The organism is Vibrio tarriae (assembly GCF_002216685.1).
In the GTDB taxonomy this organism is placed as follows: domain Bacteria; phylum Pseudomonadota; class Gammaproteobacteria; order Enterobacterales; family Vibrionaceae; genus Vibrio; species Vibrio tarriae.
Genome location: NZ_CP022352.1, coordinates 970,417 through 984,615, shown reverse-complemented (window position 1 = coordinate 984,615; position 14,199 = coordinate 970,417). Strand labels below are relative to the sequence as shown.

The 14,199-nt window shown below is 44.2% G+C and carries 10 protein-coding genes and 2 pseudogenes; 2 read left to right on the top strand and 10 right to left on the bottom strand.

Features of this window, described 5'->3' with window-relative positions; all coding sequences use genetic code 11:
• Positions 1-78 precede the first annotated feature (78 nt).
• The 10 genes and pseudogenes from CEQ48_RS04950 to CEQ48_RS04910 all read right to left on the bottom strand — a co-directional run bounded on the left by CEQ48_RS04950 (position 79) and on the right by CEQ48_RS04910 (position 10,252).
• Positions 79-2,352, bottom strand: a complete 2,274-nt coding sequence (locus CEQ48_RS04950; protein WP_232477835.1) for a family 20 glycosylhydrolase — start codon at positions 2,350-2,352, stop codon at positions 79-81.
• A gap of 203 nt (positions 2,353-2,555) precedes the next feature.
• On the bottom strand, positions 2,556-2,855 hold the full coding sequence (locus CEQ48_RS20390) for a hypothetical protein (RefSeq protein WP_232477808.1): 300 nt from the start codon (positions 2,853-2,855) through the stop codon (positions 2,556-2,558).
• A 137-nt stretch (positions 2,856-2,992) separates the two neighbouring features.
• Positions 2,993-3,873, bottom strand: a pseudogene (locus CEQ48_RS04945) (DUF7916 family protein).
• Positions 3,854-4,216 (bottom strand): PTS lactose/cellobiose transporter subunit IIA, encoded by a 363-nt coding sequence (locus CEQ48_RS04940; RefSeq protein WP_001100169.1) that lies wholly within the window; start codon positions 4,214-4,216, stop codon positions 3,854-3,856. The pseudogene CEQ48_RS04945 and the gene CEQ48_RS04940 overlap by 20 nt, the downstream one beginning before the upstream one ends.
• Positions 4,200-5,543 (bottom strand): PTS sugar transporter subunit IIC, encoded by a 1,344-nt coding sequence (locus CEQ48_RS04935; protein ID WP_089070459.1) that lies wholly within the window; start codon positions 5,541-5,543, stop codon positions 4,200-4,202. Before CEQ48_RS04935 ends, CEQ48_RS04940 begins: the two co-directional genes overlap by 17 nt.
• Before the next feature lie 3 nt (positions 5,544-5,546).
• Complete coding sequence (locus CEQ48_RS04930) at positions 5,547-5,873, bottom strand: PTS sugar transporter subunit IIB (RefSeq protein WP_005507415.1); 327 nt, start codon at positions 5,871-5,873, stop codon at positions 5,547-5,549.
• Positions 5,874-6,246: 373 nt separating this feature from the next.
• Positions 6,247-7,149 carry a protein translocase subunit SecF gene (gene secF, locus CEQ48_RS04925; protein WP_089070458.1) on the bottom strand — a complete coding sequence of 301 codons (903 nt, stop codon included), beginning with the start codon at positions 7,147-7,149 and terminating at the stop codon, positions 6,247-6,249.
• 3 nt (positions 7,150-7,152) lie between these two features.
• Positions 7,153-8,992, bottom strand: a pseudogene (gene secD, locus CEQ48_RS04920) (protein translocase subunit SecD).
• A 71-nt stretch (positions 8,993-9,063) separates the two neighbouring features.
• Positions 9,064-9,519, bottom strand: a complete 456-nt coding sequence (locus CEQ48_RS04915; RefSeq protein WP_089070457.1) for a hypothetical protein — start codon at positions 9,517-9,519, stop codon at positions 9,064-9,066.
• A gap of 76 nt (positions 9,520-9,595) precedes the next feature.
• Positions 9,596-10,252, bottom strand: a complete 657-nt coding sequence (locus tag CEQ48_RS04910) for an SH3 domain-containing protein (RefSeq protein WP_198301139.1) — start codon at positions 10,250-10,252, stop codon at positions 9,596-9,598.
• 421 nt (positions 10,253-10,673) lie between these two features.
• Here CEQ48_RS04910 and CEQ48_RS04900 point away from each other — a divergent pair, with 421 nt between their 5' ends.
• Together CEQ48_RS04900 and glgC are read left to right on the top strand one after the other, a co-directional pair.
• On the top strand, positions 10,674-12,557 hold the full coding sequence (locus tag CEQ48_RS04900) for a sensor domain-containing diguanylate cyclase (protein ID WP_089070454.1): 1,884 nt from the start codon (positions 10,674-10,676) through the stop codon (positions 12,555-12,557).
• 302 nt (positions 12,558-12,859) lie between these two features.
• The gene (glgC, locus tag CEQ48_RS04895) at positions 12,860-14,083 is read left to right on the top strand and encodes a glucose-1-phosphate adenylyltransferase (RefSeq protein WP_089070453.1); all 1,224 of its coding nucleotides are present in this window, start codon (positions 12,860-12,862) and stop codon (positions 14,081-14,083) included.
• Positions 14,084-14,199: the final 116 nt, after the last annotated feature.

Here is a 14,199-nt window from a genome sequence, read left to right as displayed (position 1 = left end):
CCCTTTCTACGTTTAACAGAATAAAAACAAAGCCAGCTTAGGGGGAACTAAGCTGGCTATTCCTACGCGCAATAATGCTTATTGAGGAATGTATTCCGTTCGACTGCTTCGACCAGAAGCAGTTACCGACCGAACTTGCACTTTCGCGACATGGTTGACATCGACAGGTCCATAGTAAGGAATCCATGTTTGCCCATCATCCAATGAATACTGCGTTGTTAAACCAGGGAAACGGTTATTGATTTTCAGTTTGCCTTGTTCAATCACAGCACCAGGTAAAGGAACACGATAATTCACACCATGTGTGCTCGGCACTTGATTATAAATATCAACAACTTGGATGTATTCAAGTTTATCCAATGCATATTGCCCAAGCGTATTAGAGAATGTATCCCACGCTCGATCCATAGACGTTTTGCCTGTTGCATCCGGTGCATCTTCAATCGGCATATCTGTCACCCAAGCACGCTCTGCAACACCAAGCAGTTTAGGGAATGTCAGATATTCCATGATTTCTGGCGATTTTAAGTTCTCACCAAAAAGCTGCCCTTGAAGGCCCACCACATTTTTCTTACCTTCCTCGGTGAGATGAACCCAATCAGGATTCCACGCCACTGGGTTGCCTAACTTATCGGTTTTACCGTTGGCATAGATATTAAATGGTCTGTATTCGAAAGCCTTTTTCGTATCTGTATATCCCGCCCAGTGGTACCCGACTTCGTCAGGGTGTTTGGTGTAAGCAAGATCGAAGTAAAGGTTGGTTGCATGTGAAAGAACAACTTTATAGCCTTTATTGGCGAACACATAAGATTGGTGTTCATTCCCCCAACCCCAAACGTTATTCCAGAATAATGGGAATAGTTCACCATAGTTAGCGTTACCCGTGCCGTTGTGGGTTAACACATCACCCCAGCTTGCGACTTGGAAACCATTTTGACGAATAATGGATGCCCAGCGTGTAAAGAAATAGTCGAACAACTCGGCATCCGATTTACCCGCTGTCACTGGGTTTTGCTGCACTAATGGAGATTTCGCCCACCATTCATTTGGCCCAAGATGTGGAAGCTCATCACCACCACCGTGTAAACGTGTCACTTCAGCCTCAGGCACGGAATCATACATCTTCTTGGTTTCACTAATCACTTTTTCCAAGAAAGTGAATGTGCTTTCAAGAGCCGGGTTCACCATATTGTCGGTGTAAAATTGTGGTGTGTAATAACGTGATTCGTTCAATGGGTCGATCAAACGATAGCGATTAGCTTCCACAGGATCGGTGTCTTTATATTTGTTGTATCTGTACTCCATGGCTTTGATTGCAGCTCGCGCATGTGCTGGAAAATCATATTCAAGGATAATATCAATATGGCGATCCGCCGCGTATTTCAGGATTTCTTTAAAGTCTTGAACCGTATAATAGCCCCAGCCTTCTCCTAAAAAGTTTTGCTGAGCTACTTCAAACCCTTGATACTTTGGTGGAACACCCTTATTTGCAACCGTCACATTTTCAGGTTTACCTTGAATGCCATCACCGACTGCAAAACCGTTACTTGCGCCCATAAAGGTGTGCAGCATCTGCTCTTCTTCAAGATCATAGCCACGCTTCGCACCAAACTCTGTTAATTCAGGAATCCCTGGAATTTCAAGTCGCCAGCCTTCATCATTCGCAACGTTTAATTCAAATTTATTGATCTTATAGTAGGCCAAGAGATCAATGAGTTTGAAAATGGTTTCCTTGCTCTGGAAGTTTCTTGATACATCCAGCATCATACCGCGATATTCGAAACGAGGGGCATCTTTTGCACTAAACGCAGATAACACCGCATTTTTTTCTTTATAGGCCGTAGTGGAGTTTTTATATACATCCGATGGGATCAACTGACGTAACGTTTGAATTCCATAGAAAACCCCAGCTTCATCTTTCCCTTCAATAGTAATGCCATTGAATGGATCAATGGTGAGTTTATAACCTTCATTATCAGCACTTCCGTCACCATCGGTATCGAGGTTAGGATTTAGCTTCAAAGTAATTTGTTGGTCTGGATACTGATTCACGGTGTTAATGAGAAAGTCACCTTGAATTAGATCTTTCAGAGCACTTTGTAAGTACAGCGCTTCATTTTTCAAGTTATCTGGTGCATTAATTGTGGCCAACCAGCCTAAGAGGTTCAAAAATGATCCATCTGTCGGTTCAACCGATTGCAACTGTGGCACAACTTGATTCTTAATTGAGACCACTTGCTTGTCCGAGGTATTTTCAGCAAAGCGCAGTGCTGCTGTTTCAACAGGCTTAATGTCATGGATACTTTGTCGCGTATGCTTTGGATTTGAGGGATCCATGAACACATCCACCATCACCGCTTGAGGAGCAGTACCGTTGAATGAAATATGGAAACCAGACGGCGAATCATTTTTCAGCATTTGCCAATATTGTGCTGTGATCATTATTTCGCGAGATTCACCAGGATAAATAGGTGCGAAACCTCTCGTTGGTTCAAGAACGAAATAATCTCCGCTTTTGGCGACATCTGCATTACGGATAGAAACATGTTGGGATGCTAATTGTTGTCGCGCGTTGACCCATTAGGATCACTATCAGGCAGCACTGAGGCTGGTGGTCGAACTGAGTTGAAATACAAAGACCAACCCTGATCACTCAACGCTTCCGTCCCATTATTAGTAATAGTTAGACTTCCAAGAAATATATTCTCGCCAATATCATGATCGACGACTTTCCAAAGCAAATCTAATTTATCAGCTTGAGGATGCGGCGTTGTAGCATAAGCAAGTGAAGAAAAAGAAAATTGGGAAACCAATGCTAGTGTTAATAATTTAAGTGGAAACTTAACTTTATTCATAAATATAAATCCTATCGTAAATCACATAGAAGAATCCCTCGCGATCTAAACTACAGATACGAGAATCATAAAAATATGAATGTTGACGGATAAGTGTCTCCACATTATCCGTCAATAGTTACATGAAATTGAATGAATTAACGTCTGTTAGCCATGCGCTTATATTGATGGCGACGACCACGTAAAGTAATACCAAGTTTCATGATATTTTCTGGGGAGCAATACCGCTGTAACCACCATCACCAATATGAACAATATCAGCACCAGCAGCTTTTGCAGCCAAAGCAACTTGCTGAATGTAAGACTCATCAGCACCTTCTTGAGAAGTACCAATGGCGAGCATTCCAAGCATTCCGGCATTGTGTACGGCTTGAATCATTTCACGCGCTAGACTTGGATCAACACCGGGGGTGGTGTATGGTGCAGGAAACATCATTATGTCAGCACCCGCTTCAGCAAAGGCAGGCACTATACTCAGGTTGTAGTCATTACCTACACCACCAGCATGCATTTTCCCTGCGACGATAATGATATCTTGCGAAACACTACGTACCAGTGAAATAGCTTCCAGAATAGTTTCCTGAGTCACGCAGTTACCTGGATTACCAGTCAACATAAGATAATCGAGACCTAATTCGATAGCTCGCTCGACTGTTTCTTTCGTCACCGTTCGACCAATATCAACGTGATTAACGTTATCAGGAATCGGTTCAAGGTTACATCCAATCAGACGCCCCGTTGCCCGTTTAATCTCAGCAATTGACATCACTTCTTCAGGATCATTGGTAAGCACTTTTATTGCTGGATTCATTACGTCTAAGCAGTTCAACGTAATCATATCAGCCCCGAAAGCGGCAGCTATTTCCGCACCGGACACAACATCAATTGGCGGAGTAATAGCAACAACGTTTTCCACCATGATAGTTCGACCTTCAGAATTTCGAATACTCTCAACGATCTGTGTGCGAGAAGCATTTCGAAAATCCTCGGAGGTATAATCAAATATGCGCTTTTTCATACTGAACGACCTTTTCTAGCTTTTTGTGAATAGCAATGACTTCTTCTGCCATTTCCCTGCATAACATGGTTGTCATGATGTGATCCTGAATATGGGTCAGAATCAATGTCATTGGAACTTTACCAGCTCCCTCATCAAAGGAAATAAGGGAAGTTTGTGACTTATGCACAGCAATCAGAGCTTTATCAGCAACACCTAACATTTCCTGCGCTTGAGCAAACTGTTCTTTGCGAGCTAAGGCCATCGCTTCCATACAAGAAGAGCGTGCTTCACCGACCTGACATAACAGCATCATTAGAAATTCTTCGGTTATATCCTGCGGGCTATTAATTTCGACATTCATCTAATTTCCTCTTGGCTTTATCAGAATTTGCAGCTGCAGCTTCACTGAGTGCATTTTCCTCTTTCAGTAGTTGTCGTTCATGAATTTTAAGGAATGGGTAGAAAACTAAGGCACTGACAATCACACTACTTAGTACGACTAATGCGGCCGTGCCCGAATTCGTGGCAATAATTGCTCCGATTGGCGCTGGCATTGTCCATGGTGGAATAGCGATGATTTTTGCAACAAATCCTGTTTTAAATGCAAGCCATACGATGGTTGTATTAATTGTTGGTGCCAGTAACCATGGGATGAAATAAATTGGGTTCATCACGATTGGCGTACCGAAAATAACAGGTTCGTTGATATTAAATGTTCCGGGAACAATCGACATTTTACCGATTGTTTTAAGCTGAGTAGCTTTAGAGCGCATCATTAGTACAACCAGACCCCAAGTACCACCTGCACCACCAACGAAGATAAAGAAGTCCATAACAGGGTTAATAAATATTGCTGGCAGAGGCTCACCTGCAGCAAGTGCCGATTGGTTAAGACCTAGGTTGATCAGGAGCATTGGTCCGATGATACCGCCCACAACCGAACCACCGTGAATACCACTAAACCACAGAATCTGAACAATAAGTACTGCAATTAAACAAGCAATATAACTATCCGATGCCATCACTAAAGGTTGGAATAACTGCATAATTGCTGATGGAATTTTGAGGTTATATTGGGCCAAGAATACGTTGATTGACATAATAATGATCGAGATAAACACAATCGGAATTAATAGGTCAAATGACGCAGAAATTTTTGGTGGTACCGCATCTGGCATCTTGATACGGATATTGTATTTGATCAGTAAGCGTTGCATTTCAGGAACTAAAAGACCACAAAGAATTGCAGTAAAAGCACCTGTACCGCCAAGGAATGCCCCCGGTAATACTCCACCAATTTCGACGTTAACCATAGGGGCAACAGCAAGTAAAAATGCGAAGATGGCCAACATACCAGTGTTCATCGCGCGCAGTTTGTAAGATTCAGCCAAGCTGAATGCAATACCAAACGTTGCATAGAGTGCGAAGATACCCATGCTTAATTGGAACGGCGCCATGATGTTATCTTTTCCGATAACGTCAATGAGTCCATGCCAGCCGTCAAAGAAAAAATTACCTTCAGAAGGAGGGAAAGCAAGTACAAGCAATAGCGACCCCACAATCAAAAATGGCATTGTTGATACAAAGCCATCCTTAATCGCATTGACGTGTCTTTGTGCAGAGATTTTACCTGCTATAGGTGCCACTACTTCTTCTATAAATTTTAAAATTTTGTCGAAAAATGCCATGACTTAGATCTCCGCTGTAATACGTTGTGCATTAAAAAGTGCTATCGCTTGCTCAAGTACTGCTTCACCATTCAATAAGCCATAGTTCATCATGTCTATAAGCCCGCAGCCTTTACCCTGCTCATTCGCTGCGCGCTTAAATTCTTCATATTTGAATCTCACCTGTGGAGCGACTAAACAGACATCACTCCATTGCAAGCAGTCCTCAAACTCCGCAATAGAATGTGCAGAAATCTCACAATCGATCCCTTTTTCTTTTGCTGAGAGCTCCATCTTACTGACGAGCATGCTTGTCGACATGCCAGCTGCACAACATAAAAATATTTTCATACTGTTAACCCCTATACACATCACCAAAAACAATACATACAACTAAATAATCAATAACACTTATACTCCAATCGAACGTAAACGGGTGATATGAATATGAAATCTGTTACACAAGTCTACTTTTTAACCAGTGTGAATTAAGTCGATAATTTGAACATTTATCTTTTGATAAATTGGTAAATAATGAATTTTTGTGAATGAAAAACGCATAAAACCCTTATTCCATGTACGATTTTTTGAGGTCTTTTGCTGTATTCGGTAGGATTTGAGATCACTTTTTTATTGAAATGAAACATCCCATTTACAGAGCGATATTCTTTAAATGGGATGTTTTTATTACGGATTCGTGATTTGAAAGGTGCTATTGAGAACTCTAAGGAGCTGCATCTAACTCGACAGGAAGATAATGTTTAGGCTCTAGCCCTAACCACTCAGGTAACACAGTACCAATAGAAATCGATGACCAAGTCCCTGAAATTACGCCGATAAACATGGCGATGGCGAAACCTTGTAACGGAGCACCGCCCATTAGCCAAAGTGCCGAAATGGTCATCAAAGTGGTACCGGATGTCACCATAGTACGTGAGAAGGTGGCAATAATGGCTTGGTCATTAATATCTGCGGTTGGCGTCTGCTGCTTCGCTAGCAGTAATTCTCGGATACGATCCGAAATAATGATCGAGTCGTTCAATGAATAGCCGAGCACCGCTAAGACTGCAGCAAATACCGTCAAGTTGAATTCCATTTGCGTTATCGCAAAGAAACCCAGTACCAAAATCACGTCGTGTAGCAGGGCTAGTAGGGCTCCGCTCGCTAAACGCCATTCAAAACGAAAGCTCAAGTAACCCAGTATTGAGAGCAGACAAATCAACAAAGCGAGTCCGCCTTGATCGATCAACTCTTGTCCAACTTGCGATCCCACCATGCTGTTACTGACAATTTGCACTTGATCTGAGATGTGATGCAGCTCTGTCGCAATGTCTACAGGCGTAGCATCTTCAGCGGGTAGTGGATAACGGATCACCCAACGCCCTTCTTCTCCCGAAGGCGTGGCAGAAACCGACTCCCCCAGTACCGGCTGTAATTGATCCATCAGCTGAGACTTGGTCACCGAGTGATTAATGATCGCTTCCGTGACCATCCCGCCGGTGAAATCTAAGCCCATATTCAAGCCTTTGATTGCAAAAGCCCCTAGCGAGATCACCATCAATAAGACTGAAATAATGCCAGTGATGTAGCGAATCGGACGGATTCGAGATTTTAAATAGTCAACCATGGCTTATACCCTCACATCACGACGCGTATCGCGTCCCCAAACCAAATTAATCAATGCTCGTGAAGCGAATACACCACTGAACATGCTGGTGAGTAGGCCTAAGCCCAAAGTCAAAGCAAAGCCTTGGATAGGACCATTACCAATCGAATACAGAATGACTGCCGTGATCATGGTGGTAATGTTGGCGTCTAAAATCGTGCTGAAAGCACTGTCAAAACCGGTATCAATAGCTTGTGCGAAGTTACGCCCTTCACTGAGTTTGTCGCGAATACGTTCAAAGATCAGCACGTTAGTATCCACCGCCATACCCACGGTTAACACCAAACCTGCAATACCTGGTAGGGTCAATACTGCCCCTGGCAATAAAGCAATCAGACCCAACAAGCAAGCCATGTTGACCAACAAAGCGACGTTTGCCACCCAACCCAAACGGCGATACCAAAGCGCCATGAAAGTCAGCGTCATTGCCATACCAAGCGCCAAAGCAGCAAAAACCGTTGGCAATATTTTCTTCACCCAAAGAAGCACCGATGGTGCGCTCTTCAACAATGGTGACAGGTGCCGTCAGCGAGCCTGCACGCAACAGTAGGGCGAGCTGCTGTGCTTCTTCCATTGAACCTGCGCCCGTAATACGAAATTGGCTCCCCAATTGAGATTGAATGGTGGCAACGCTGATCACTTTCTCACTGCGAACGGTTTCGCCACGCGCATTGGTTTTATATTCGCGATAGACGGTCGCCATCGGTTTACCAATGTGTTTACCGGAAAAATCACTCATGATTTTGCCGCCTGCGTGATCCAGTGAAATGTTCACCTCAGACATACCCATGTTGTCCACACCCGCACGGGCATTGACGATATGCTCGCCACTCAACACTGGACGTTTGGCCAGAATCACAGGACGTCCATTGCCATCTTCTAGGATTAAATCGTCGTAACTGCGCGCATCCGTTGGAGATTTTGCTTCATAAAACGCCAAACTTGCGGTCGCACCAATCACATTCTTCGCCTGTGAGGGGTCTTGCACACCGGGCAGCTCGATACGGATCGCATGTTCACCTTGACGTTGAACCAGAGCTTCTGTAATCCCAAGTTCTTCAATCCGATCACGCATGATTTTCAAGTTCTGTTGAATCGTCGCGGTTTGAAACTCTGATTTATTTTGTTGTGATGGCTGAACCTGCAACTGATCTGAGCCTTGACGAATCTCCCAGCCTCGATAATTTTCTTGCAAGTATTTGCGTACATGGCTCAAGGCTTGCGGCTGTTCAGTTTTGACCTCAAAAGCATCATTACCCATCGCTTGTACTGCAACACCGCGCAAACGCTTTGTACGCAGCGAGTCTTTTACTGCATCCATCATACTGTCGCGCTGTTCTTGGAAGGCCTTATCGACATCCACATTCAGCAGAAACTGTACGCCCCCGCGTAAATCCAAGCCTAATTTGATGGGTGAAAAACCCAAATTGCCTAGCCACTTTGGCGCAACAGACACATAAGAATAGGTGATGGTATCCCCTTCTTTCACAAGCGCATCCAGTGCATTTCTGGCTTGTGACTGCTGCGTTTCGTTGGCAAAAACCAAGGTGGTGTTATCCCCTTGTTGGGTAATTTCATCGGCCTGAATATTTTGCTTATTGAGCAGTTGCGCCAGCTCAGGAACGTTGCGTAATACACTCGTTGCATCTTTAGATTGCAACTGAATAGAAGGTTGTTCGCCATACCAAGTAGGAATAGCACTTAAGGTTAGAATGATGATGGTGGTCACCAGAACCACATACTTCCAAGCGGAATAGTGGTTGATCAGGCGTTTTGCAGCCTGATTTTGTGTTTTTTTCTTCATAGTTCCCTCTCAGCCTAAACTGAGTGATTCAACAAGTGACAATGTCACACTAAAAAATGAATATGGGAACGTTAGAATTGGCTGTTGAGCGCTACATACATAGCGTTACTCTCTTTCCAACCCGCAAGTCGGTGAGAGGAGGTGAAAAAGTCGTAACTTCGGTTGCAGTAGTTGGTTGTTGTAACAAAAAGCGGCCGACTGTGAGAAGTGCCTAATTGGGGCTCATCAAAATCAGCGTCCAACGGCAGATCAGAGCCACACCCTACGAGAAGACGTTGTGTCGGGGCATGACGCGAATGATTTAAAATGGCATAAGCACTATGACTAACATGCGACTGCGAACTCGGTATGGCAGGCTGTGGTGCTGAACTCAAAAGCCAATCAGAGTCAAGGGTCGGATTTGTCGAAATGCTGGCTTCTGGGCATGTGGAGCTTGCTTCACTTTCCAGCGCATAAGCAAAAACCTGCGAAGGAAGTACCATCGCAAGTAAAGCAAACCAACACTGGATCAGGACACGCAAGTACATGACTTCAGCTCTCGCCTCTTAGACAAGAAGGCAGTTTAGGCCGATGCTCAGTGAAGCTCAAGTGAAAAAATGTGATCTAGCGATAGAAAATTTGGCCAGTTTGCACGTTCAGGTAGATCTTATGTGCCTGACTCAAGCCTCCACAATAGATAAAATACACCGGCTGCTCTCCGAAAGTGACTGAGCGCACCCAGCCTCCGAGCTCTTCAAAATCTTTGGGCGAGCAATTTCCCTCTTTTAATAAGGTATCGGTTGTAGTCAGGAACTTTTCTTGATGCAAAAGAAAATCATCCGAATTTTCGATGTAGCCGGTTAAGGTTTTAGTGCGCTCTTCTGGCGTAATCACCGGTGGTTCGACGGTCAATCCTTCTAAGGGGATCCACTCTGCCACTTCAGGCCCCCCTTCCTCATACACGTAATAATCCGAAATACGCCCCCATCCCCCTTTTTTTTCAAGCAAATGAACCTTGTCACCACGATAGAGTTGCTTATCAACATCCGGATAAGCATTGGGATCGGGTTGCTCACGAATGCTTAATGTCACCGCATCGACATAAAAATCCATAATCTCAGGTTTAGCTTCCATAGCAGGAGTTGGCTCTGCAGGAGCCTCAGGCGCAGTTTCAGGTACTTCATTGGCTTTAGCCGCTTCCGCATCCATCTGCGGTTTGAGATAAAACAGATAAAATCCCGCACCTGCTCCACCTAATCCGAGTATCAGCACGAGTAGCATGAGTATTTTTTTCATTTTCCCCCGCTCGTAAAATTTCTCTAGCGCAACGTCATTGACATGAAAATGCGACGAATCTTACTTTCTTATCAATATAGCGGGATATTTGAACAAAGCTTGACCAGAAATCTTCTGATAAAAAGATTTTTTGAAGTAAAGACACACTTCATGGTGATCTCATGCTCAATCACAACTCACAGAACTTCTTTCCAATCGACTATCTGAGTGAATATGAGATTTACAATGTAAATGACGCTTGCATAGCTTTATTGAAACTCTTTATTGTAATTTCTGCTGAAAAATTGAACGCCGTTCGTTTATTGGCTGATGCAAACCATGATCAAGCGCACGAAGTGATTTTTTGGAAGCGAAATCTCATTTAATTCGTTCTATAGTATGCACTCAACGACTTATACATCGAATTATGTACTCTTCTGCCCGTAAATATTTCATACAATTTGCCATTGTTGCGTTTGTACTTGGTTTCATTCCTACACTGTATTTCATACATGCCGCTAGCCAGCTTGAGACTCAAGCGGTCAGCAGCGTTGAAAAACAGACTCGCTTACAGCTTGAGTTCAGTCAGCATGACTTGTTACGAATGCTGGAAAGCACACACCAAGCCACCCAACTGTTAGCCAAAAACGACCTTTTATTCACGGCTGTCACCACACCAACCAAAGAAGCACTCAGTCAACTCAAAACATTGTGGGATGTGACGTTAAGATCGCAAGCGATTTTCTCTTCATTCAGATTGCTGGATAGACAAGGAAAAGAACAACTCAAAGCGATTTACGATGGTCACCAAGTCGCCTTTGTGGAATCAGCCCAAACCTCAGATCCGTTCAGTCAACAAATTGTGGCTCAATACGCCCAACTCACTACGCCTCAAGTGTGGGCAACGCAAGTGGCGATGTCAGCAGAAACGCCTTCTGGTATGCTGCCGACCTTTCGTTTTGTGACGGGCATTGAGCATCAAGGCCAACGGCAAGGTTTTCTCGTCGTGACGGTGAAGCTACAGTCTCTCTATCAACGTCTCTCTTTTATTTATGATCAGTTTGATTCACCAGATATTTTGAATTCGGCAGGAGAATTACTGCTCAGTGAACACAAGCCATCCGGTACGCGTTCAACCTCTTCCCTCCACTTTTCAGCCCAACACCCAGAGCTTTGGCAAAAAATCCAACTCAACCAACAAGGCTTTGCTCTATCCAATCAAACCTGGTTTAGCTATATCAAAGTGGATCTCAGTTCTGTCTTACCTGACTTTAAACCTTTGGTATTGGTACTGCGCATCAATAAGGCAGAAATAGATAAGATCTATGCGAATGCGCGCTGGGCACTGATGAGTCAAGCGGTGACGGTGTTATCGCTACTCTCTATCATTGCGGCTGGATTTGCGGCATGGAACATCAACCATTTGAAAAATAGCCTTGACAGTAAATTGGCTCGGGCAGCGATGGATGGCATGTCAGCGGTGGTCATTACCGACCGTCAGAATCGCATCATCAAAGTAAACAACGAATTTACCCGCCTAAGTGGTTACACTTTTGAAGATGTCAAAGGTAAGCAGCCGTCCATTTTTGCTTCTGGATTACACAAAGTCGAGTTCTATATGCAGATGTGGAAAGCTCTGCAAGACAATGGCGTATGGGAAGGTGAAGTGATCAACAAACGCAAAGATGGCGAAAGCATCACCGAAATTCTCCGTATTCAAAGCATCCGCGATGAAAACAATGTCATTCAATTCTACGTTGCCTCTTTTGTGGATATTTCACATCGCAAGGCGCTAGAGAATCGCCTGCGTGAGCTGAGTGAAAAAGATTCGTTAACCGACTTGTGGAATCGACGTAAATTCGATCAAACCATCTCGTTAGAGTGCGCTAAGCGTCGCCGTTATCCCGATCAAGCCCAGAGCTGCCTTGCTATCATTGATATAGACCACTTTAAACGCATTAACGACAAATTCGGGCACAACGAAGGGGATCTGGTGTTACGGACTGTTGCTAAAGGCATCCAAGATCAGTTACGTGAATCGGATTTTATCGCACGGATTGGTGGAGAAGAGTTTGCCATTATTTTCCCCTACACTTCCATTGAAGAAGCCGAACAAGTACTTAACCGCGTACGCCTGCATATCGCTTCATTACACCATCAGCAAGTAACCTTAAGTGGTGGTGTTACCGATGTTTGCACATCGCCCGACCAAAGCTACAAAAGGGCCGATCTGGCTTTATATGAATCCAAAACATCGGGACGCAACCAAATATCAGTACTCACAGCTATGGAAATGCATCACTTAGCGTAATGCAAAGCTGATGTAAGTATCAAAGATTATTATGAGCCACTTCACAGCCTGTGCCGATTATCACTCTGCCTCATAGCCTGTGCTCGCAAGCCTTCCGCTAACTTTCGCGTCTTGTACTACGCTTGATAGGTTGGTTTTACTACAAATATCCCCAAACTACTTGGAGTTGCAGCTAGGCGGCAAGTGAGTGAAGCCCCATGTGCATAAACAGACGATGTAATTGGGACAAATGAATATTGCCAACATTACTGCAGCTTCAAGAAGGAAGAGGCTAGTCACATATCGATTCATGGAGACGCTTTATGCAGGACACTTTAGCTGTGATTCTGGCTGGAGGAATGGGCTCACGCCTTTCCCCGCTGACGGATGACAGAGCCAAGCCCGCTGTGCCTTTTGGTGGAAAATATCGGATTATCGATTTCACCTTAACCAATTGCCTGCATTCTGGGTTACGCCGCATCTTGGTGTTAACTCAATACAAATCGCACTCCTTGCATAAACATCTTCGTAATGGCTGGTCCATTTTCAATCCCGAGCTTGGTGAGTTCATTACCGTTGTTCCGCCACAAATGCGCAAAGGCGGAAAATGGTACGAAGGAACAGCCGATGCGTTGTTTCACAATATGTGGTTGCTTGCGCGTAGTGATGCAAAATACGTCGTGGTGCTTTCTGGTGATCACATCTACCGCATGGATTATGCCGCTATGCTCGAAGAACACATCAGCAAAAATGCCACCTTAACCATTGCCTGTATGCAGGTGCCTCGACATGAAGCCTCCGCGTTTGGTGTGATGGCCATTGATGACGAATCTCGCATTACCTGCTTTGTTGAAAAGCCCGCGGATCCCCCTTGTATTCCCAATAAACCAGACCACAGTTTAGCTTCAATGGGGATTTACATTTTTAATATGGATGTGCTGAAAAAAGCATTAACAGAAGATGCTGAAATTGAGCAATCCAGCCACGATTTCGGTAAAGATGTCATTCCTAAATTGATCGCGACTGGCAATGTATTTGCTTATGCGTTTTGTTCAGGTAAAGGCCGCGTTGCACGTGATTGCTATTGGCGAGATGTCGGAACCATCGACTCTTTCTATGATGCCAATATGGATTTATTACAACCTGTTCCGCCCATGAATTTGTATCAAAAAAACTGGGCGATACGCACTTATGAGCAGCAGTACCCGCCTGCAAGAACGGTTTCATCTGCCACGGGTAACGAAGGGATTTTTATCAACTCGATCATCGCTAACGGCGTCATCAACTCGGGCGGTTCGGTGCAACATTCGATCATCTCTTCCAATGTGCGCATCAATGATTCCGCGCTGATTGTCGACAGTATTTTGTTTGATGATGTTGAAGTGGGTGAAGGGTGTAAGCTCATTCATTGCATTATCGATAAACACGTAAAAATTCCGCCCTATACCGAAATTGGCCTTAATCCTATCGAGGATAGAAAACGCTTCCATATTTCAGAGCGAGGTGTTGTCGTTGTACCAGAAAGTTATCAATTTTCGACAGAGTAGCTTTCCCAGAAGATGGGACACTGCGCCATTTTATGGCTCATCTATCACGAACCATAAACTCGTCAGTGATAGAATAAGAAGAACCCCCGCAATGCGGGGGTTCTTGATGCTCGGAT

Bases quoted from the DNA above. Each gene is read 5' to 3' on its own strand.
- CEQ48_RS04930 (WP_005507415.1), bottom strand. From the start codon at position 5,873: ATGAAAATATTTTTATGTTGTGCAGCTGGCATGTCGACAAGCATGCTC.
- CEQ48_RS04950 (WP_232477835.1), bottom strand. From the start codon at position 2,352: ATGGTGGATGTGTTCATGGATCCCTCAAATCCAAAGCATACGCGACAA.
- secF (WP_089070458.1), bottom strand. From the start codon at position 7,149: ATGGTTGACTATTTAAAATCTCGAATCCGTCCGATTCGCTACATCACT.
- glgC (WP_089070453.1), top strand. From the start codon at position 12,860: ATGCAGGACACTTTAGCTGTGATTCTGGCTGGAGGAATGGGCTCACGC.
- CEQ48_RS04900 (WP_089070454.1), top strand. From the start codon at position 10,674: ATGTACTCTTCTGCCCGTAAATATTTCATACAATTTGCCATTGTTGCG.
- CEQ48_RS04910 (WP_198301139.1), bottom strand. From the start codon at position 10,252: ATGCTACTCGTGCTGATACTCGGATTAGGTGGAGCAGGTGCGGGATTT.
- CEQ48_RS04935 (WP_089070459.1), bottom strand. From the start codon at position 5,543: ATGGCATTTTTCGACAAAATTTTAAAATTTATAGAAGAAGTAGTGGCA.
- CEQ48_RS20390 (WP_232477808.1), bottom strand. From the start codon at position 2,855: ATGAATAAAGTTAAGTTTCCACTTAAATTATTAACACTAGCATTGGTT.
- CEQ48_RS04940 (WP_001100169.1), bottom strand. From the start codon at position 4,216: ATGAATGTCGAAATTAATAGCCCGCAGGATATAACCGAAGAATTTCTA.
- CEQ48_RS04915 (WP_089070457.1), bottom strand. From the start codon at position 9,519: ATGTACTTGCGTGTCCTGATCCAGTGTTGGTTTGCTTTACTTGCGATG.